The 23,264-nt window shown below is 34.9% G+C and carries 13 protein-coding genes and 1 tRNA gene; 2 read left to right on the forward strand and 12 right to left on the reverse strand.

Annotation, left to right across the window (positions count from 1 at the left end; genetic code table 11):
* The 6 genes from FGM02_RS02550 to FGM02_RS02575 form a co-directional block, all read right to left on the reverse strand.
* Complete coding sequence (locus FGM02_RS02550; RefSeq protein WP_139956638.1) at positions 1-1,407, reverse strand: alpha-L-fucosidase; 1,407 nt, start codon at positions 1,405-1,407, stop codon at positions 1-3.
* A 7-nt stretch (positions 1,408-1,414) separates the two neighbouring features.
* The gene (locus FGM02_RS02555) at positions 1,415-2,722 is read right to left on the reverse strand and encodes an alpha-L-fucosidase (protein ID WP_139956640.1); all 1,308 of its coding nucleotides are present in this window, start codon (positions 2,720-2,722) and stop codon (positions 1,415-1,417) included.
* A 6-nt stretch (positions 2,723-2,728) separates the two neighbouring features.
* On the reverse strand, positions 2,729-5,041 hold the full coding sequence (locus tag FGM02_RS02560) for a GH92 family glycosyl hydrolase (RefSeq protein WP_139956642.1): 2,313 nt from the start codon (positions 5,039-5,041) through the stop codon (positions 2,729-2,731).
* 9 nt (positions 5,042-5,050) lie between these two features.
* The gene (locus FGM02_RS02565) at positions 5,051-7,108 is read right to left on the reverse strand and encodes a glycosyl hydrolase 115 family protein (protein ID WP_139956644.1); all 2,058 of its coding nucleotides are present in this window, start codon (positions 7,106-7,108) and stop codon (positions 5,051-5,053) included.
* 190 nt (positions 7,109-7,298) lie between these two features.
* On the reverse strand, positions 7,299-8,942 hold the full coding sequence (locus FGM02_RS02570) for a RagB/SusD family nutrient uptake outer membrane protein (protein WP_139956646.1): 1,644 nt from the start codon (positions 8,940-8,942) through the stop codon (positions 7,299-7,301).
* A gap of 20 nt (positions 8,943-8,962) precedes the next feature.
* Positions 8,963-12,028 carry a SusC/RagA family TonB-linked outer membrane protein gene (locus tag FGM02_RS02575; RefSeq protein ID WP_139956648.1) on the reverse strand — a complete coding sequence of 1,022 codons (3,066 nt, stop codon included), beginning with the start codon at positions 12,026-12,028 and terminating at the stop codon, positions 8,963-8,965.
* 329 nt (positions 12,029-12,357) lie between these two features.
* Between FGM02_RS02575 and FGM02_RS02580 the strand changes: the two genes are divergently transcribed.
* Both FGM02_RS02580 and FGM02_RS02585 read left to right on the forward strand, forming a co-directional pair.
* Positions 12,358-13,236: an inositol oxygenase family protein gene (locus tag FGM02_RS02580; protein ID WP_139956650.1), complete on the forward strand. Its 879-nt coding sequence runs from the start codon at positions 12,358-12,360 to the stop codon at positions 13,234-13,236.
* Positions 13,237-13,268: 32 nt separating this feature from the next.
* Positions 13,269-14,843: a solute:sodium symporter family transporter gene (locus FGM02_RS02585; protein WP_139956652.1), complete on the forward strand. Its 1,575-nt coding sequence runs from the start codon at positions 13,269-13,271 to the stop codon at positions 14,841-14,843.
* A 109-nt stretch (positions 14,844-14,952) separates the two neighbouring features.
* Here FGM02_RS02585 and FGM02_RS02590 read toward each other — a convergent pair whose 3' ends face one another.
* The 6 genes from FGM02_RS02590 to ftsZ all read right to left on the reverse strand — a co-directional run bounded on the left by FGM02_RS02590 (position 14,953) and on the right by ftsZ (position 23,221).
* Positions 14,953-17,178, reverse strand: a complete 2,226-nt coding sequence (locus FGM02_RS02590; RefSeq protein WP_166461123.1) for a family 78 glycoside hydrolase catalytic domain — start codon at positions 17,176-17,178, stop codon at positions 14,953-14,955.
* A gap of 81 nt (positions 17,179-17,259) precedes the next feature.
* Entirely contained in the window at positions 17,260-18,612 is a 1,353-nt protein-coding gene (locus FGM02_RS02595) for a Gfo/Idh/MocA family oxidoreductase (RefSeq protein ID WP_139956657.1), read from the reverse strand.
* 1 nt (position 18,613) lies between these two features.
* The gene (locus tag FGM02_RS02600) at positions 18,614-19,993 is read right to left on the reverse strand and encodes a 3-keto-disaccharide hydrolase (protein WP_139956659.1); all 1,380 of its coding nucleotides are present in this window, start codon (positions 19,991-19,993) and stop codon (positions 18,614-18,616) included.
* 492 nt (positions 19,994-20,485) lie between these two features.
* Positions 20,486-20,559, reverse strand: a tRNA-Arg gene (locus FGM02_RS02605).
* 19 nt (positions 20,560-20,578) lie between these two features.
* Entirely contained in the window at positions 20,579-21,028 is a 450-nt protein-coding gene (locus FGM02_RS02610) for a GatB/YqeY domain-containing protein (RefSeq protein ID WP_139956661.1), read from the reverse strand.
* Between the two features lie 117 nt (positions 21,029-21,145).
* The gene (gene ftsZ / locus FGM02_RS02615; RefSeq protein ID WP_139956663.1) at positions 21,146-23,221 is read right to left on the reverse strand and encodes a cell division protein FtsZ; all 2,076 of its coding nucleotides are present in this window, start codon (positions 23,219-23,221) and stop codon (positions 21,146-21,148) included.
* Positions 23,222-23,264 lie beyond the last annotated feature (43 nt).

Here is a 23,264-nt window from a genome sequence, read left to right on the forward strand (position 1 = left end):
TTAGTATTCTATTTTAAAACCAGTTATTGGAATTTCTTTGTCGTGATACACAGGCATTTCAATTAGAATCCCTTCCTTGGTTTGCTTCCAAAGTACTTTTTTATTATTTCCAAGCTGAGTGATCTTTGTTATTTTTTCATCTTTTAAAGATTTTATTTTCACCTTAACTTCATGATAACTACACACATAAGCATAGACAAAATTATTTTTTGAAGTGAATCGTATTTCTGGAAAAACTGCTTTTGATGTTGCATCATTTTCGTTGTCCTTCATCGTATTTTCTTCTGAAGAGCTGTGCTTTTGTTTTGCTTGTTCTGGTCTTTTATCCAGCAGTTCTTTTTGAATTTTCCATGGCTTAGAACCATAAATTCCTTCCGAGTTTTTCTGGATCCAATTCCCCATTTTAGCCAAACGATCTTGTGCCAAATCTGTAATCTCTCCTTTTGCGGTGGGTCCATTATTTAATAATAAATTCCCGCCTTTACTTACAATTTCCAACAATTGTCTGCTCATTAATTCCGACGATTTATAAACGGTATCATATTCAATATAGCCCCAGTTTTTCCCCATAGTAATACAGGCTTCCCAAGGTTCCATTTCTAAACCTTCTACTATTTTTTGTTCAGTCACCTTATAATCACCAAAGCCATGTTTTATACGACTATTAATGATACAATTGGGCTGTATATTTAAAATCAACTCTCTTAATTCTTTACTTTCTTCAGGACTAATCAATTCAGGGGTATCAAACCAAATCACATCAATTTTTCCGTACTGAGTCAACAATTCTTTTAGCTGTGGTTTTACCTTTCTTTTAAAATAACGGCTATATACTTTTAGGTCTTCATTGGGGTAATCTACCAAATTACTTCGACCTCCTTTATAGGGCCAATCGGTGGCCACATCTGGATCTTCCCAGTCTCTACCTAAAGAATAATAAAACCCAAATTTCATATTGAATTTATGACAGGCAGCGACCAACTCCTTCATAGGATCTTTGCCATAAGGGGTTCTATCTACAATATTATAATCGTTTGAAGGAGAATTAAACATGGCAAAACCATCGTGGTGTTTAGCGGTAATAATGATGTATTTCATCCCTGCATTTTTTGCTGTAAGCACCCACTTTTCGGCATCAAAATTTACAGGATTAAAATCGTTGGCGATGGTTCCATATTCTTTTAATGAAATTTTTTCATGAATCATAAAATGTTCATTTCCTTTAGCCATATGTCCATTCCAATACCCAGCAGTTTGCGAATACAAGCCCCAATGCATAAACATTCCAAACTTGGCATCCTTCCACCAGTCCATTTTAGTAGAAGTTTGTGCAATTGTACTAGTTGTTAGCATCGTTCCTAAAAAGAAACAACAATAAAACGTTCTTTTAAAAATTAGATTTTTCATCCTGCTCTTATTTTTTAATAAATTCTACATCTGTAATTTTAACCACAATCGGATTTGGCCAAATTTTATCATTGTACAATCTATGCGCTCTACTTACAGAAATTTCTAACAATTCATCATGCTGTTTATACCTTGTGGTTGGCGTATTTTCTGGCCAATACTCCACCACTAAATCACTTTGCCCTAAAACCGAAACTTTTGTGTTTTTGGTCGCCTTCATGTTTTTCAATAAAAAATTGCGTCTAAAACCTTTAAACCAATTTATTTGCCCTGTTATAAAAATATAAACGGTATTGTCTTTTTTACTTTTTGTAAACCACATATCCCCGTCTTTAACAATCGTAGGAACGGTTCTTACATTTTTTACAGCTTCATTGTTGACAAACATCCAAAGAGCAACTTCTCGTAAGCGTTCTTCTTGTTCTATTGGAATTTCTCCATTTGGTTTGGGGCCAATATTTAACAGGAAATTTCCTCCTTTCGCGCGAATTTCAATCAACTTTTCTATGAGTTCAGTCCCGCTTTTGTAATTTTCATTTGTTGGTTTGTATTGCCACTGTGTTCCCATTGTCATACAAGTTTCCCAAGGCCCTGACAAGGCTCCACCTGGTATTTTTTGCTCAGGTGTTTTCATTTCTCCTCTAGTCACCACAATATTTGGGTCAATTGTATGCACAAATTGCGCCATCGGTTTTGCTTGAAAAGCATCAAAAAACATGACATCAATAGGTCCATAATTTTTTATAAGTTCTTTTACCTGAACTTTATCATAATCAAAAAGTTCTTCGTTTGCCGTAATTTGTGTCATTTTTCCTTTGCGAGAAATTACATGCCCTTGTTTGTGCAAAACGCTAAAATCTTCAGGCGAAAAATACAAACCCACTTTTAAGTTCTGTTTGCGTAAAGCTTTTACCAACTGCCCTACAATATCTTCCCCATAAGGTGTATTCATGATATTGAAATCCGTTGTTTTTGTATCCCACATACAAAAGCCATTGTGATGTTTTGCTGTAAAAACCACATATTCTGCACCGGCTACTTTAAAAAGCCTGGCCCACTCATCTGCATCAAATTTATTTGGGTAAAAGGTCTTTGGAAGTTCGTTGAAATAGCGATTTACATAATCGTCTGACGCTCCTACCAAAGAATGACTGATCACACTACCTAATTGAGAGTCTAAGCTCCAATGCACAAAAATTCCAAAGCCCATATCCATAAACGCTTCGTTCAGTTCGGGTTTGTTTTTTAATTGTGCAAACGCTGTAAAACCCACAGACAATGAAAAAGCGATGAGCAATTTTAATATAGATTTCATGTTTTTTTAATGATTTTCCTTATTGGACATTTCTAGCCATAAGACACCTCCGTTGATTATATCGCTATGAGATACGCTGTAATTCTGAATGGCTTTGTTATTCAGCTCCACTTTATTGACATACACATTGCTTGCACTATTGTTTTTGGTTTTTATGGTAAATGTTTTATTTCCGTAATAGTCTGGATGAAGTTTTATTGTAACCTCATCAAAAATAGGACTTCCGATTTGGTACACAGGATTTTCTTCCGTTCCTCCATTCATTTGAAACAATCCTATTTTCATTAAAACAGACAAACTCCCCATCAAACCCTGATCTTCATCGCCATTATATCCTGTTTTTGGAGTTAAACCACTAAAAGCACTTTGCACTACTTTTCTTGACCAATACTGACTTAAATGATAACTTTCCAAGTCATGAAAGGCAAAAGCCGTTTGTATAGAGGGTTGATTTCCATAATTGATTGGAATCCGTCGAAACTCTGGGTGTAATTCTTGTGAATGAGAATTCCCAGCTGTAAACCCTAATTTTTCCGCAGCTATAAACTGCTTATTTAATTTATCAATCGCCTTTTCTTTTCCTCCCATTAATTCTGCCAATCCTTTCAAATCATGAGGAACAAACCAAGTAGATTGTGCTCCGTTAGATTCTATAAATCCATTTTCTACTTGATACGGATCAAAATCTTTTTTCCAAACACCTTCCACATTTTTTGGACGCATCCAACCTGATATTTGGTCATACACATTTTTGTAGTTTTTGGAACGCTTTGCAAAATAGACATAATCTTCTGTGTGCTTTAACTTTTTAGCCAATTGCGCCAAAGTCCAGTCTTGATAAGCATATTCCATGGTCATACTAGCCCCATCTTGATGCCCACCAAACTTACCGTCTGGAATGGGATAAGGGACATAACCATTATTGATATAATACGACAAACCTCCTCCTAAGTTTGTGGTATGTTCATACCCCGCTTTCCCCATAATTCCTTGTAGCATGTGGTTCTTCTTTAAAGCTTGATAGGTATTTTCTAAATCTTCCTTTACAATTCCTTTTTGAATGGCACTTACTATAAAAGGGGTTGAAGACGCACCCGTCATTACATAAGTATAATTCCCTCCGGAAGGGCCTCTTGGCACCAAACCTCCATCTTTGTAATACTGCAATAATGACTGTACAAATTCTTCCATGATATCAGGATAAGCCAATCCCCACAGTGTATTTAAAGTCCATTGTGCACCCCAAAAAGAATCCGAATTGTACTGATTGAATTTTGGTTTTCCTTCTTCATTTAAGGGTAGCTGTCCTACTTTAAACTGATTTCCTGTATTGTCGGGATAGGCTCCAGAAACATCGCTAATAATTCTTCGTCCTTGCAAGGCATGCCATAAATCGGTGTAAAATCTTTGTTGTTCTTTTTCTGTTCCACCTTTTACTTCTATTCTCCCCAACAAATCGTTCCATTCTTTTTTCGAAGCTGATACCACTTCGTCAAAATTCCAATGTGCTGCTTCTTGCTTTATATTCAGACTTGCATTTTCTACTGATGTATAGGAAACACCAACTTTCATCAAAACTTTTCCATCTGTTTCTGCTAATTGCACCAAATAATTACCAGTAGTTTTATCCTGTTCTATAGCTGTAATTTCTGAATTAAATATCGCTTTAAAATAAACGGTTAGTGGTTTTGGTCTTCTATGTGTAGCTTCCATGACCAATTTTCCCGAAAGTTCTTTTGCTGCATTTTTCACTAAAACTCCTTCTGAATTTTTACAAGGTCCCAACAGGGTATTGACATTAAAAAGGATGGCTGCTTGTTTATTTTCAGGAAATGTATATTGATGAACACCTACACGTTTTGTACTTGTTAACTCTGCTTGAATTTGAAATTTATCTAAAAACAATGAATGGTATCCTGGTTTTATTTTTTCTGTTTGATGACTAAATTTTGAATAAAAATCGGAATACACCGTTTTTTGGTTTTCTTCTGAAACGGTAACAGGCATCACAGAAACTCCAGACATTTGCCATGCATGTATATGACTAAAACCTTTCACTGTATCTGTTTTGTAGCGGTATCCACTTCCCCAAGCACCTCCAATTTGCGTATCTGGACTTAAGTTTACCATTCCAAATGGACGACTAGCCGAGGAAAAGAAAAACCATCTCGAATTTTCAGTATCGAGCAAAGGGTATACTTTATCTACCAATTGTTTCTCTTTTACAGGAACCTTATTGTCAACGCTACAAGCCACCATAAAAACAAGTATAAAACCTATACTCATAATCCCGTTTTTTAGAATTTCTATTAGTTTCATATCTTTGTTTTAAAGTAACTTATTTAAATTTTTTCGTATTGTTTCTAGCATTTCTGGTGTAGGAAAACCATTATTCTGTCGCCGATTTTTTAGCGCATACCAATCTTTCCATTTCTCATCTACATCACCTATTTCTCTTCGTTCATATACAGTTTCCAATTGTTTAGAGGCAAGGGGTATTAGTTCTTTTGCCTCCTCTATAAATTTCTTATTTTTCGTTCTTTCAAATTCTCTCTTTAAAAGCGCCATTTTGTGTAGTGTTCTTTCAAACACTATTAAATCTGAATACAAAACCACAGGTAAATAAATATAGGCATGATAAAAATTATCTGTGGAATTCAGTTTTTCTAAGCCATGTTCTGCTTCCTGTAAAGCCTTGTTCAAATGAAATTCGACCTGTTTGGTGTTTTCTAAATCATTCTCAACACGTTCAAAACTAAAAGGAACAGGTGTTTTTCCTGGTCTTCTAATGGGCGCATTTGATAAATAAGCAATAGCTTCACGAATTTCCCATAAATGCTCTACATATCCCTTTCTGTTTTCTTGTGCTTTGTGTAGCCATTGCATTGATGAAACGGCATATTGAGAAACTTCTTCACCAAAATAGCGCTCCGTCCACGATTTATAAAAAGCAGTCCCGTTGTAGGTTTCAGGATTGTTACACACGGCACTATAGGCTTCAATATTCAACAAAAAAGGCTTAAAGGTTTGCCCATTTACCAAACAGTAGTTTGTTGCCTTATAGTCCTGAAACATTTTTTTCATTTCCGTTTCTACTTTTTCTGGATAGGGGTTATGCACCGTATGATTCAACCAATAACCAGCATGCATATAAGTCCCAAATGGATAGCCCTTTGTTTCCTTTGGCAGGTGTTTAAAATCGCCAAAACCATGATCTGACCAAACAACAATCCAATCTTTTGGAGGGTTAAAACCTTCGTTAAACATTTCCATTCCATCAGAATAACAAATAGCAACTTTGATTCCTTTTGGATTGTATGTAGCTACAAGTTTGCCAAATTCTTTATAAACATCGTTAAATACTTCTATCTTATCTTCTCCACATGAACTTTTATATTCCCAATCCCAAACCTGATTTCTAGGTCTCAAAACAAAAATATCTGTCTTTTTTAGGGGAGTTTCTTCTAAATAATACTTCCAATTGGCAATCCAATCTTCTTTGTAAGTAGACCAGCACTCTGCTTTTTCTTCTGCCATGGGATGAATTTGATAGCCTAGTTCAAAATCGATTTGAATTTTCATGCCTTTTAACTTGGCATAATCAATCATTTTATCCAAATAGGCTAAATCTATTTGATAATCGGGCTTCAACTTTTTATATTCAGGTCTGATAAAAAATTCAGGTCTGCCCAACATATCAAAAAATTGAATGGCATTGTATCGCAATCTTACCAAAGAATTAATTAACGCTGTATAACTCTCCCAATCATATTCTAAAAGTTTTCCTCTGTAATTCGCTAACTCATCTACATCATTTTCAAAATAGGCTAGAATTGGCACTTTGGGTGGGGCAATTGTTTTTTCATCAAAATGATAAACATCTTGTGTATTTTTTTGAGTCGGTAATTTGTTTGTCCAATAACTTAACGGATCTATTCCTAAAACCTCCTTTGAATAATCGTAAACAGCATATTGAAAGCCTTGTACGTCAGAACCCGCAATTACAATTTGTACTGTTCCTGTATTCGATTTTGTTTTTGCCCAAATACCACCTCGCGCTCCTGGTATTTTATTGGAAAGATGAATATTTTTAGTTGTTGCTAATTTTTTCAGGATAGAATTAGACTTTGTTGTTCCTAATATATAAACAATTCCATTTTTAGGAATATTTTCTTTTTCAGAAAGAATGGAAATTTTCATTTCTACAACTTTTTCCAAATCATTTTTTAAATCCTCTATGGTTGCTAGCTCAACATTTGTCGCATTTTCACCATGTATCAAATAAATTACAGCCGTATCTTTTTCTATCGACTTACACGAAAGTAGCAGCGAAAAACATAAAAAGAAGAAACAAACTACACTTGTTATTGGGCTATTATTTGACATTGTTATGGGTGCTATTTTTAATATATGTAAGACCTGCCTTTAACGAAAAGTCTAGAAAATTTAATGCTTACAAGTACTCCGGTTTTAGTTTCAGAGAACTTATTTTTTACTTTTTTAAATTGTTAAAATTATAGGTAGGCAATTAGTTGCCTACCTATACTACTAACTAAAAACTATGAACTACTTACTATTAATATTTAGGATTTTGTGTCATGGTTTCTGGAGATTGTTCCATCTCTTTGATTGGAATAGGACGCAATAAATGTTTTGTTGCATCAAAAGCTCCATGATCCACATAATGAGGGTTGTGTACAAGTCTTTCTTCTAATTTCCCCATACGCTTTAACACAGCCCATCTATTTTCTTCACCAACTAATTCTAGTGCACGTTCAACCAAAATCACATCCAAATCAATGGCAGCATAATGGTTTACAACACCGGTTGCTCTTTCTCTAACTCTATTTAAATGAAACAAAGCTTGTGTGGTATTATTCGCTCCAAGAAAAGCTTCTGCAGCAATTAAATGTGTTTCAGCAATTCTAAAAATAAAACTATCACGAGCACCACTTCCATTTTCTTCAAAAATCTCGTCATCAAATTTTTTCAAAATAGGAAAACTGATAAACTCTGGATTTAGTGAATACTTATAATTGACACCATCAACATCATCAGGTCTTCCAAATAAATATTGATCTGGTTGATACACCCAGTAACGATCTAACTTGTCTTTAAGTTCTGTTTCACCCAAAGCATATTTAGGGTAATAAATTACGGTATCTCCTGCCTTAATCACATCCGCACCCAATCCGCTATCTTCATCTGCAATAATTGTTCTATGAATAGTTACATTTTCTCTAGTATCATTATCTTCAAACAAAGAATAAAAATAGGGGGTTAGCATTGTATTGCTACTTTTTACCCCATATGGATTTTTTCTACTTACACCTGGTAAATTAAATACTTGGTACATAACAAAGGCATGCTTGTCATTTCCTCTATCTGAGGAAAAACCAGTATCTCCCCATTGCCCAGCAAAAAGAATTTCATCGTTTACTTGATTGTCGTAAGCAAAAACCTGCTCAAAAGATTGTGATCTAATATCATATCCATCAATGGCCGTAACAGCCAAGTCTGCTGCTGTTTGAAAATCTGTACTTTCACCATAACTTTTATAAGCTCTAGTTAAATACACTTCAGCTAGTACATGTTGTGCAGCACGTTTTGAAAAACGACCCGTTTCTGGTGCGTCTTTTAAATTAGGAATTGCCGCTTCTAATTCATTAATGATCAAGGTGAAAGTTTCTTCTTCTGTAGAACGTTTGTAATCATTACGAATACTTAATGGTTCTTCTAAATCTAAAACTACACCCCCATATTGCTGTACCAAATTGTAAAAAGCCAAAGCTCTTAACGCTCTTAATTGAGCAATTCCATAGGTCTTATCTGCCAATTTCCCAGGACTCCAACTTATCTGATTTTCAAATCTATTGATGGCTGTATTCGCTTTAGAAATAACCCCGTAATTTCCACTCCAAACACCATTGGTTTGTGGCGCATTAAACCCCACATAATCATTACTACTTGAGTTATTAAATAATTCTAACTGAGTCGTAAAAATATCTGTTCCTGAGAATTTATAATCACCGTTTTTAAATACACCTCTAACATCACCATACACACCGACTACCAATTGGTCGGCATTGCTTTCGTCAAGGAAGTTTTCACTAGCTAATTGATTATAAATTTCTTCTTCTATAAAATCATTACAGGCACTAAACAAAAGTGTAGCTCCTAGCAAGACTAGAATTTGATTTATATTTTTTATTTTTTTCATCTTTAATAAAATTTAAATATTTAGTATGATATCTTAAGTCCAAATAATACTGTTTTTGTCATATACCCAGCATTGTAAGAATTTTGCAAAGCTGTTTCCGGATCTGGACCTTCGTAATTAGTAAACGTAAATGGGTTCTGAATATCCAATGACAATCGTAAACTTGACATTTTAAATTTATCCAATAAAGCATCTGACAATTGATAGCCTACACCAATGTTTCCAACGCGTACAAAACTTAAATCTTCGTAATACCATTCACCAGGGTGACCATATTCTGGAGCTGGATATTTAGCATCTGGATTATTAGGCGTCCAGAAATCCAAATTAATACTGTTAAACTTTGCATCGTCTCCATTATAAGGAGCAAAGTGAGAATAAAACTCAGAGTGACCGAAAGATCCTTGTCTTGTATAAATTTGTACCGACAAATCTAAATTTTTATAAGTGAATGTATTTGTCATCCCTCCAATCCAATCTGGAGAAACTTGTCCTAATACCACTTTGTCTTCAGCTCCAAGAGTCCCGCTATTGTCTTGATCTTTGTATTTGTATTGACCAGGAAAACGACCATAAACAGCAGCTTCTGCAGCTTCATCAATTTGCCAAATACCTTCAACCTCATAGCTGTAAATTGCATCAACAGGTTGTCCTACTTGCAATACTCCATGTGTACCATAAGTTTCTTTATCTAAATCACCGTCTAGTCTTAAAATTTGATTTTTATTCTTTGCAAAATTCAAGCTTGTCGTCCATTTAAAATCATCTGTTTGAACATTTACCGTATTTAAAGTAATTTCAATACCTTTATTCTCAACAGAACCATAGTTACCTACAGCAGATCCATAACCTGTAATGTTTGATAAGGTTTTAGAAAGAATGGCATCTACTGTCTTTTTTCTATACAATTCTAAACCGAAGTTTATTCTATTGTTAAACACTCCAAAATCAACACCAAAGTTTACCTCTTTAGAACGTTCCCATGTCAAATCGAAATTAGCCAAGCCACCAACACGTACACCATTGGTATGTGTATTTCCGAATAAATAATCTGACCCACCTAAAAAAGCCAAAGATTGGTAAGGAGAAACAGGACTATCATTTCCAGATTCACCATAACTTAAACGTAATTTCAAATTCGTTAACCAGCTTGTATCTTGTAAAAAGTCTTCTTCACTAGCTTTCCAAGCAAATGCTGCAGATGGGAAAAATGCCCATTTATTATTTACAGCCAATTTAGACGAACCATCATACCTACCTGTAAAAGTGAACAAATACTTATCTAAAACACTGTAGTTTACACGTCCTGCAAATGAGGCCAATGTTTCTTTTCTATAATTTGTGCTATACGATCTTACATCCAATCCTGCGGATGTGTTGTAGTATAAATAGGCATCTGTATCAAAATTTCTTGTTTCAATATTACTCCATTCATCTTGTCTGTAATACACAGAAGAAATTAAGGTAGCTTTTAAATTTTGTGCTTCCGTGATATCAAAATCAAAATCTACTATATTATCCCAAGTATAGGTTGTTTTATAAGAAGAATCATAATGAGATTGTATTCTTGAAGCATCGTTTCTAGCCGCTTTTGTATACAAGCCTCTGTATTCACCAAATCGTGTATTTTTTAAATTCGGAGCAAACTGGGTTTTAAAACTTACCCATTCTGTTGGCTTATATTGTAAAAACACATTGGCAATTACATCCAATGATCTTGTATTTGTTCTCCAAGCACCCAATGCATCATAATAAGGATTTGTAAAACGACCATCTTGATCGTCCGGAAATAAAATTACATTACCATCAGGATCAAATGAATTGACTGTTGGTGCCAAACGAAGGGTACTTCTAAAAAGTTCTCTACTTCCTTCTTCTCTTTCAGACAATGCTAAATAGGCTTTGATTCCTACCGTAAATTGATCCGATACTTTTTTAGTTAATGAAGTGCTTAAATTGTAACGATCAAAAGCTTCAATCCCCATCACTCCTTCATCACTTAAATAACCAATAGAGGCGTTGTATACTAGTCCGTTTTGACCTCCAGACATGGACAAATTATGACTTGTCTGAATTCCTGCTTCTCTATAATCACCAGCCCAATCGGTATAACGTCCGTTAGCTACATTGTCTTCCTCTTCATTGGTGTTTTTAAATTCTCTTGATAAATCTACAGCAATTGTATTGTAATCTTCCACTGTTCCCACATAGCCATTTTTAAATAGGCCTTTCCAAGCAGAACTTCTTAATACTTTATCTACAAAACCAACATATTCTTCACCATTGTAAAAATCAGGAATATTTGTAGCAGTACGCACACCTAGTGTTGCCTCATAACTAAAAACTGTTTTTCCTTCAATACCATTTTTAGTGGTAATAATAACCACCCCGTTTGCACCTCTTGCACCATAAATTGCCGTTGCAGAAGCATCTTTTAAAACATCCATTTGCTGAATATCCGCAGGGTTTAAAATATTTATATCATCAAAAAACACTCCATCAACTACATATAAAGGTTTTGAAAGATCACTACCTACACTATCACTAATACCATCACGACCCGCTTCTGTATTTTTGATCACCGTGTTTCCTCTAATATCTATAGATAAAGGAGCACCGGGTTTATTACTCAAAGCTCTAACATCAACCCCAGCAATTCTACCTTGAATAGCCTGACCGATATTCGTTTTTTTCTGTTCGGTAATCGTCTCGGCGCTAATAGAAGCAACGGCACCTGTTAAATCGCTTCGCTTAACCGATCCATATCCAATAACTACGACTTCATCTAATTGTGATGAATCTTCAATTAATTGAACATCTAAAGAAGACTGACCTGTAAAAGTTACCTCCTTTGTTTGAAATCCAACAAATGAAAAGACAAGTACACTTCCCTTAGCTACATTCATTTGATACGCACCATCAAAATCTGTTGCTGTTCCTTTTGCGCTTCCTTTAACTAGGACATTTACACCTGGTACGGGAATGTTTTGAGCATCGGTTACCAGTCCTGATAGTTTATTCTGAGACCACATGGTACCGCTAAAGCCTATACATAAGGCAATCAATAAAAGTTTTAATTTCTCCATTCTGTTTTGTTTAGTTAAAATTTAGTTTTGATATTAAAGGTTATTAATATTATGTTAAAACTAGTAAATCAAACTATTGCCTAGATGGACATTTTATTCAAAAACATGGAAATACAAGCCTAAAGCCATAGGCACCTTTACTAGTTTGATTACATTTTAAATTTACCACATTAAAAAAAAACTGAAATCTGTCCATTAAAAAAATGAGGACGCGTCTCAAAAACCCAACTATTTCATCCATTCATTTGAGCGATTTATCCATCTAAAAAAAAACAGTATCTGCTATCTTGTATCAAGAATTTACAATTGAATAGTAAACAAAATACAAGATGCAAGACACAACAAATAAAAACCCAATGGAAAATATAGACGATTGGGAAGAAAACCTAAAGGAACGCTATCCAGAAGAAACAAAGGAAGGGCCAAAAGAAAAAACAGAAGAAGAATTTAGAAATTATATAGATTCGGAACGTTTGGAAACTGTGAGGGAGTTTTATAAAATAAATCATACCTACCAGACTTATGATTTTGTTTGTAAAAAAGAAGCGGAGTTTTTGAAATTCGACAAAAAAGAAATGTCGCTTTGGGAAGCTGTTGATTTTTTAAACACTTTGGTAGATGATAGCGACCCTGATATTGATTTAGATCAATTGCAACATTTACTTCAAACCTCTGAAGCTATCCGTGCTGATGGTCATCCTGACTGGTTTGTCCTTACCGGTTTTATACATGATATCGGCAAAGTTTTATGCTTGTTTGGCGAACCACAATGGGCTGTGGTTGGAGATACTTTTCCGGTGGGCTGTAAATATGCAGAAACAATTGTTTATCCTGACTTCTTTAAAGAAAATCCTGATTATTCAAACCCAAAATTCAATACCAAATACGGAGTTTATTCACCTAACTGTGGATTAGACAAGGTAAAAATGAGCTGGGGACACGACGAATATTTGTACCAAATATTAAAAAATTATTTACCAGAACCAGCCTTGTATATTATAAGGTATCATTCGTTTTATTCGCAACATCGCGAAGAATCATATACACATTTGATGAATGAAAAGGATATAGAAATGTTTGAATGGGTAAAGAAATTTAACCCTTATGATTTGTACACAAAAGCGCCTGTAAAACCTGATGTAAAAGCACTAAAACCCTATTATGAAGATTTGGTGAAAAAATACTTACCAGACACCTTAAAATTTTAAGCTAACACCTACCAACCAAACCAACTTTTGCCATGTTTTATACTTATTTAGGCTTTTTCGGATTTACATTATTCGTCATATTTTACACGACTTATAAACTCCGTAAAGATAGATTTACAACCTCGAAAGGTTATTTTTTAGCGGGTAAAAGTTTAACCGGACCTATTATAGCTGGGTCCATGATTTTAACCAATATTTCTACAGAACATTTAATTGGAATGAACGGTAGTTCCTATAAAAATGGAATTATTGTCATTGCTTGGGAAGTCACCTCCGCAATAGCACTGGTTATTGCGGCCATTTACTTTATTCCTAAATTCATGAAAATGGGTTTGACTACCATTCCTGAATTTTTAGAAAGACGTTTTGATGGTGCCATACGTTCTATAGTAGCCCTTTTACTCATGTCTTCGTTTGTTATTACTTTGCTTCCCATAGTATTGTATACTGGGGCCATTAATATTGAAAGTGTTTTCGATTTCTCGAAAATGTTTCACATTACAAAAGAACAATCACTCATTTATACAGTTTTAGTTATTGGAATTATGGGCTCTTTGTATGCTATATTTGGCGGCTTAAAAGCCGTTGCTTATTCCGATTCTATCAACGGAATTGGACTGATGTTAGGTGGTTTATTAATTCCTGCAATCGCACTTTATCAAATAGGAAATGGAAATATGTTTGAAGGATTAAGCACGGTCTATGATTTTGCTCCTGATAAATTTGACATTATCGGAAAACCAGATTCTGTATTGCCTTTCTCTGTATTATTTACTGGATTAATGATCAACCAATTGTATTTTTGGGGAATGAACCAAGCCATTATACAACGTGCTTTTGGTGCTGAAAATTTAGTTGAAGCACAAAAAGGACTTATTTATACAGGTATCTTAAAATTATTTGTCCCTGCTATTATTGTACTCCCTGGTTTAATTGCCTTCTATTATTTTCAAGATCAATTTTATGAAACGCCTGATTTGATATATCCTATGTTGGTGAAAAAAGTATTGCCAACTTATCTTTATGGTTTCTTTGCGGCCATTATTTTAGGGGCTGTTTTAAGCACATTTAACAGTGTTCTAAACTCGGCAAGTACCATTTTTTGTTTAGACATTTACAAAAAACTCATTGATAGAAATGCTTCTGATAAAAAACTTGTAAAATACGGTAAAATGTCTTCTGTCGTTTTAGCCATCATTGCTATTGCCGTGGCTCCTTTAGTAGCTTATGCACCTGAAGGACTCTACCAATTGTTACAACAATTAAACGGTATCTTTTTTATTCCAATTTCATCCATCATTATTGCAGGTATCTTTTTTAAACAAATTACAACGAAAGGCGCCAAAGCAGGACTTTTCTTCGGTTTTACCTTTTACATTTTAGCGACATTTATTTTAGATATAGACATTCATTTTGTGCATTTATGGGGAATTGAATTTGTGCTCAACTTTATCATTATGTTTTTAGTTTCTAAATATGCCGGACGAGATAGACATCTAAATCCGTATGTTGAAAAAGACATTGAAGAAAAATCTTGGTCGAAAGTAAATATAGCAGGTGCTATACTGGTATTTTTAACCATTTTAATTTACATATTACTGTCCTAGCACAGAAGGAACAAATTGATGTAAGCAGCTAGTTTATATAAAAAAGGTTGCCAATGATTCGATATCATTGGCAACCTTTTTTATGTACTAACCTTTTTCGTTAAAAAAATTAATAGCTCACTTCCAAAATACTTTCACCAGAATTTAATTGAATAATTCCTGAAGTCAACACAACTTCTTGACCATTTAAAAGGACTTTCTTTGCCTTTACGACTTCAAATTCTGCCGTCATATTGGCTGGGATTTCAATAGTATACTTTTCACTTTTAGAATTCTGCAAAACAAAATCCGCCTTGATAGCCCCTTTAATTGTTGGCACCTTTACGCTACTTGTTTTTAAGGTTCCCATTTGAGGTTTGATTGAAGCAATAGAAAAACCTGCTGCTTTCGGCTGTATTCCCCACAAGCCACGTGGAATTGCATTGGCAGGCACCGCACCCCAAGCATGATTCCAATCTGAATTTGGTTTGTATTTCATGTCCCAAGCTTCAAGTGTCATGGTAGATCCTATTCGAATCATATTGTACCAACTTCTGTTTTCTGTGGAAGTCATTAATTGCAAAGCATATGTACTTTCATTTGCATTGTACAAGGCCTCTAGCAAATATTGTGAACCATAAACACTGCAAGCCATACCTCTTGATTTTATAAAATCAGCTACAGATTTCACTTGTGCTTCAGGAACAATGTTAAAGGCTAAGGCCATCATATTGGAATGCAACGAGGCATGCGCTGTAGTTTCTCCATCTGTATAAAAACCTCTGTCAACATCCAGTAGTTTTTCATTGATTGCTTTTTTTACTTTTATAGCCAATTCTTTATAAAACTGTTCATCTTCAGGTTCATTAAGCAGCTGGGCAAAGACTTGCATGATTTCAACATTTCGGTAATACAGGCAGTTGATCACCGTATTGATAGGCGTAAAAACAAAACCATCACGTTCTCCTTCCGCTGTTGCTAATTTCCAACCCGTATCCTTTTGCGCGGGCGGCCAATCTACTATGTCTTTTAATTTAGCTTTCGAACTCTTAAATCCTAATTTTTTCATGAATTCGGGCGTTGCGTTTAGAGAACTTACCAAGCCATCTTCACGTCGTAATTCTACTAGAGTTTTATGTTTTAAATCATCATAATACCGTTCTATCAATTCTGTATTTCCAGTATACATATAATCCGCATAAAACATAAGCGCTACATGCAATTGCCACTCGGTAGGCCATGTAGGATGCTCCATAAAATATTCAATTGTTTGCCGTGCCATCGCATACTCTCTATCGGTTGTATAATGACTTAATTGATTTAAATACGCATCAGCTTCGTAAGGAATTCGCTCTCGATCTCCGTCAACATAAACCCCTGCAAAAGTGGTGGCTTTGATAGAATATTTACACAAATCCCAGACTTGATTTAAAACTGTATCTGAACTTTTAAAATGACTTTCCTCTTCTTCCCAATAACTATGAAAAGCTAACTGTGTAAAATCGCTCTTGTTTATTGAAGTTTTTAAACCTTCCATTTCTACATAGCGAAAAGGCATGAGCACAGGAAACGTATTTGGCAAAAGTACAGCCCCCTTTTTTGTATTCCTTTTATCTGGCTTTATGGCTAAGTTATACACATATTTATCAGGACTTACAGGAACTTTTACTTGTTGGTATCGAATAGTTCCTTGGGGTTTTCTATTTATTTTACCCCCTATTAATTCCTCCCCGATATGAATAATCAGCGTATCCCTAACTTTTGATTTATATTCAAATTGAAGATTTGCAAAAGCAGCTTTTCCTAAATCTACAAAATAAGCACCTTCACCAGTTTTGGCGAGCTTAAGAGGCTTGATACTGTCGGTTTGAAAACTATTTGCTGACGTAATTGTATGTGCAGCTCTTCCCATTTGAAAGGATTGCCTTGCAGAAAAGCCAGTTTCTTCTCCTTTTTGACCCCATATCTTAACCTTCCAAAAATAGGTTTTACCCATTTCTAAAGCCTTACCTGAATAAGATACATTGCTCGAATTATTTGTTAGTACTTTTTTTGAATCCCAAACATCTCCTTTGTTCTTTTTTAGCAATTCTTCAGAAGAAGCCACTATAATTTGATAGGCCGTTTGGGAAATTGCCACACTTGGAACAAGCCAACCGAACTCTGGCTTCTCATCTACAATAAAAACTTTGGAGGGCTCTCGAATGTATTCAACAGTCAATCCACTCGGACAATTTTTAGTCGATTCGATGTTTTCTTTTTTTATTTCACAGCTTGAAAAGCCTAAAATTAAAATCGTAAAAAACGCAAAACGCGCTTTATTAAAAAATAAAACGCGTTGTTGTAAATAGTTCATATTCATATTATAAGCTCTACTATTGATTTTAGTATTCTTTTTTGAGTTGATTTTTTTTTAAGATTCTTGATTCTTAAAAAATTAAACCGGCTTAATTTCCCAACCTGGCTCGTACGACCTAGACCATAAATTCATGGCCTCTCTATTAAAAATTCGTCCAGTTTGCTCATCTACTTCAAAAGCACTATCTGTTCTTGAGGCAATATTTGCATAGTGCGTTAGCATCTGACTTACAACCCCTTGTTCAATTGGAGAAGTTAAAGGTGCTTTTCCTCGTATGGCATCAAAAAAGTTCAAGGTGTGTGCTGTTGAAAGTTTCCCTCCACCTCCAAGCGTATTACCTGATTCTATTCCTTTCACTATATTTTCTTTTAACACTTCTCCTTTTTGGTTAAATAATTTATACCCATCACGGTCTATAAATACACAACCTTTTGATCCATAAATAATGGTCCCTCTTCCTGCTCCAAATTTTCGGTAACCATTTCTACTTTGTCCATCCCATTTAATTCTTCTATTTCCAGAAAACTCAAAATTAGCCTCCATCGTATCATACATCTCCCAGCCATCATCTTTAAAATGAAATTTACCAGAATTTACACTCACACGTTCAGGATATTTTACATCCAAAGCCCAACGTGCAATATCTAATTCATGTGTCGCATTATTTCCCATTTCGGCAGTACCATAATCCCAACCATACCAATGCCAATTGTAATTCCAAGTATCATGCGCATAGGCTTTTCTTGGTGCAGGCCCTTGAAAAAGCTCCCAATCCAATCCTTCTGGTGGGTTTGCAGGTACTGGATTTGGAACACGTCCTCTTTTACTTGTATAAAAAGCTGTTGCTTCAAATACATCCCCAATAATTCCGTTATGAATATCGTTAATTATTTCTTGAGACTGCATAGAAGAACGTTGTTGGTTCCCCATTTGCACCATCTTATTGTATTTTTGTTGATAAGCCACTAACAACTCCCCTTCTTTTGGATTATGACTACATGGTTTTTCTAAATACACATGTTTGCCTGCCTGCATAGCCATACAAGCTCCGGGTGCGTGCCAATGATCTGGTGTTGCCATAAAAATAGCATCCACATCTTTATCATTAATTATTTTGCGAATGTCGTTTTCTAAAACAGGTTTGTTTTTTAAAACTTTAGAAACTACACCTGCTGCATTGTCTCGCTGTTTTTTCATTACATCACACAAATACAACAATTCAACATTGCTTTCTTTTGCCGCTATAGCACCTAAATACGCATTGTACCGTCTTCCTAAACCTTGAATGGCTACATGAATACGATCGTTAGAACCAATAATTTTGGAATAACTTTTTGCACTCATGGCGTTTGTTGAACTTGTTGCACCACCTAAAGCTACTCCAACGGCACCTACGGCTGCTTTTTTAATAAAATGTCTTCTACTGCTCATATTATTCGTTATAAGTTTTAATTTTTATGTTCTTGTAAGAAACTCTATCCCCATGATCTTGTAATAAAATCTGCCCTTTTTCTAGGAGTCCGAAATTTTTCCATTTTTTATATTTACTTTCAGAAACCAATTTCAAAAATTCTTTGCTACCACGCTCGTATTCTAAAACTTTCATGCCATTTAACCAATGTTCAACATGCTTATTTTTCGAAATAATATGTGCAGAATTCCATTCACCAATAGCATTCATGTGTTTCTTAGGATCTGCTTTTATTAAATCATATAAAGAAGAAACAGTTCTACTTCCTTCATGGTTTCCTAATTTGGCATCAGGATGAAGTGCATCGTCTAAGATTTGAAATTCTAAACCAATAGAAGAGCCTGGACCTTTGTTAATTTCAGTATCCACATAATATTTAATTCCACTATTAGCACCAGGGGTTAATTTAAAATCTAATTTCAATTCAAAATCGCCATACAAAGCTTCAGTAACGATATCTCCACCAGCACTAGATTCTGCACCTCCTGACGGCAATACTGTCAATTCTCCATTTTCAATCTCCCAACCTTTTTCAGGAAAATCTTCTAATTTAGCTCCACGCCATCCTTTCGTTGTTTTTCCATCCCAAAGTAATTCCCATCTCTGTTTTTTATCATCGATCGTCAAATTATTTTTTGTGACAATTGGTTCAACAGTAGATTTTATCGAATATTTTGCCAAATCACTCGTAAGAATTTTAACATTCTTCCATTTTATTTCTGTCCCTTCTTTTTGATGTTCTTTGATGCTATGCACCTGTAAACCTATAAATCCTTTTGCTGTTTTATCATCAATTAAATGTGCAGCGGCTACTCCATTTACCCATGTTTTTATCGTATCGCCAATAGCCTCAATGCGGTAATGATTCCATTCATTTTGTTTGAAGGCTTTTTGCGCATTTGGATTATCTGTTAATGGATTTAACCACCCACGTCTACTTTCATCATAAATACCACCACTCCAAGCACGCGCTGAAGGATCTATCTCTACTTGATAACCATGTACACGACCCTTTCTATAATTTGGAAAACTATTGGTCCTTATTTGAATACCAGAATTCATGGTAGGATCTACTTTATAATCTAATTCTAAAATAAAATCGCCATACAATGCATCTGATCTTAAAAAAGTATTGGGAGTATTTCGAACGGTTTCCCCAATGATAGTTGCATCTTCTACTTTGTATTTTGCATCACCTCCAATAATAGACCAACCATTCAATGTCTTCCCGTCAAACATACTAATCCAAGGTGTCTCATCTTTTTTGGTATTAGAACAACTAGACAAAACAATCATAACGAAAAGTAAAACTGCGTTTACTCCTACTAACTTTTTATTCATAATCAGGTATTTATTAATTTATTATTTCATAAAACTAAAACTATTCTCGTTTTACAACATGGACATATTCTTCTAAAACATAGATTTTAGGATTTTTTTTCAGCTCAGCCCTATTTCTAATAGCTTTAAATAAAATCCTGAAAATTTGGATTTAAAGATAGCTTTTTTTCGTTGAATTAGTTGGACCTCCCTCTTTGCAGAGCAAAAACATCAGCGCTTGATTTAGTCCTTGTTTGAAGAAAAATAATATTAGACTGAACTACCATCATTCGGGAATGAATTCAACCTTGAAAACAGGATTGGCTGCGCCTTTCCTGATAAAGCTCCGCTTTGAAAAAACAGGATTGGCTACGCCTTTCCTGAGAAAGCTCCGCTTTGGAAAAACAGGATTGGCTGCGCCTTTCCTGATAAAGCTCCGCTTTTAAAAAGCAAACACTCTATGAAATCAATGAAGCGAGCTTCTTGATTTCATAGAGTGTTTGCTTTTATTCGTGACCCCGACAGGATTCAAACCTGTAACCCTCAGAGCCGAAATCTGATATTCTATTCAGTTGAACTACGGGGCCTTTTGAACTAATTTTAAACTTAGCTCAATAATTGTTTTACGATATTTGATATTGTTTTTCCATCAGCTTTACCTGCCAATTGTTGAGAAGCCAATCCCATTACTTTTCCCATATCTTTCATTCCAGCAGCTCCTACCTGAGCAATAATACTTGAAATAATATCCTTGATCGCTTCTTCGCTCATTTGTTCTGGCAAAAATTGTGCAATCACTTTTGCCTGCGCCAATTCTGGTGCTGCTAAATCCTCTCTTCCTTGTTCTGTAAATAAAACAGCGCTGTCTTTACGTTGCTTTACTAATTTTTGTAAAATTTTTAATTCTTGATCTTCAGAAATTTCTTCTTTTGCTCCAGTTTCTGTTTGTGCTAATAATATAGCCGACTTTACAGCTCTTAACGATTCTAACGCTACAGTATCTTTTGCTTTCATTGCAGCTTTTAACTGCTCCATAATATCTTTCTGTAAACTCATCTTCTAAATTTTAAGAAGCAAATATAATAAAATAGCCCGCTAAAATTTTAATTTAATTGCATAAAAAAATCCCTACCATTACAGCAAGGATTTTCTAAATCAATAGGGGTAAATTCCTTAATCTACGTTATCGTGTAAAAACGAATTGTTAGATCGTAACTGAATTTCATCATTATCATCTACGCTCAATGTTGTTCTAGATTGAGTCGCATCTGAAGCTGGTGCATCTTGTAAATCTATTCCCATTCTTTTATAAGCCGGTTGCTTCTCAATGTCGTCTACATTTTGACTGGCATTGTTCATAAACTTATAGTTGAATTTTTTCATTTTTTCTCTTCGAGAATTTGTTCTTTGTTGCAATTCCGAAATTGTCAGGTCTAATGGAGAAACTTCTTTTGCTTCAAAAACTTCCATATCTTCAACTTTCGTTGCTTTTTTAGTTTTTAATTCAAATGTCATTTCTTCTTTCTCTGCCCTTACCACTTTATGGTCTACTACATTAATTTCATTGATATCAATGGTAGATGCATTTTTAATAGTAGGCTCAACATTTTCAAAATCAGCTAAACTATAACGGATTACTTTCGGAGCTTCTTTTGTCACTTCAATAGCATCCTTTACTTCCATTTCATTAACAGCAACTGTATCTTCTTCTAAAGTGTATCTTGTTATTTTTTCTACTTCAGGAACTTCTTGCTTTACTTCAACAGGATCGACAACCTCAATTGAATTCACAAATTCATCTGCATTGTCTTCCAGGTTAAAATATACTGGTTCTTCTTGTTTTACTTCTGTATGGTCTACTACAGGCATATCAAACAACAAATCCATTTGAACTTGTTCTTCTATTTTCTCTTCTTCTGTAGGCGTCTTTTTTACCGCATCATGAATGACAAAATCATCTTCTAAATCTAAAGAAACTGTTTCTTTCAAAGTAATTTCTTCCGCTTTAACCTCAGGAAGTACTTCTTCGTAAACCACATCTAAATTTTGAATAAAACTAGTTGTCTTTACAATTGCGTTTGGTACTTCTTCTTCTTCATCACCTAACAAGTGTACTATTTTCTTTGGCTCTTTAGGAGCTTCAGGTGTACGCTCTTGAATGACTTGCTGCAATGAATTCTTTTCACCAAAATTATAAGTCGCTTTTTGCTCGTCTTCTAACGTATGAATAATTCGTTTTACTTCTGTATTTGTAATATCACATTGTTGATCGGCAGCAAATCCTGTTGCTACAACAGTTACGGCAATAGCGTCTCCTAGCGATTCATCTTCACCAACACCCATAATAATGTTTGCATCGTAACCTGCTTCAATCTGAATAAAATCATTGATTTCTCCAATTTCATCCAAGGTAACTTCAACTTCACCAGAAACTATTAAAAGCAACACATTTTTAGCTCCTGTAATTTTATTATCGTTTAACAATGGAGAATCTAAAGCCTTTACAATCGCATTTTTAGCTCTATTGGCACCTGCTTCTTTTGAAGATCCCATAATAGCTGTTCCACTGTTAGACAATACCGTTTTGGCATCGTGCAAGTCAATATTTTGCTTGTAGTGATGTGTAATAACTTCTGCAATTCCTCTTGAAGCTGTCGAGAGCACTTCGTCAGCTTTTGAGAATCCTGCTTTAAAACCTAGGTTTCCGTATACTTCTCTTAATTTATTGTTATTGATCACAATTAAAGAATCTACATTTTGCCTTAGCTCATCAATTCCTTTTTGAGCTTGTTGCGTGCGTCTTCTTCCTTCAAACTGAAAAGGCATGGTAACAATACCAACTGTTAAGATATCTAAATCTTTTGCAATTTTTGCAATAATTGGGGCCGCTCCGGTTCCTGTTCCACCTCCCATACCTGCGGTAATAAACACCATTTTGGTTTGAGTGGTCAACATTTCCTGAATTTCTTTTAAACTCTCTTTGGCTGCTTCTTCTCCAATTTCTGGATTGGCACCTGCTCCTAAACCTGAAGTTAAGGAAACACCTAATTGAATTTTGTTTGGGATAGGACTGTTGTCTAATGCTTGTGCATCTGTATTACAGATGACGAAATCTACACCTTTTGTGTTTTGCTGAAACATGTGGTTTACGGCATTGCTACCGCCACCACCAACTCCAATTACTTTTATGGTATTGGATTGTGTTTTAGGCATATCAAATGAAATGTTATCAAACTCTGTGCTGCTCATAATAACTGTATCTTTTTGACTATTTATATTTTTTATTATTTAC

Origin of the sequence: Flavicella sediminum, from assembly GCF_006381105.1 — a bacterium.
GTDB lineage: Bacteria > Bacteroidota > Bacteroidia > Flavobacteriales > Flavobacteriaceae > Flavicella > Flavicella sediminum.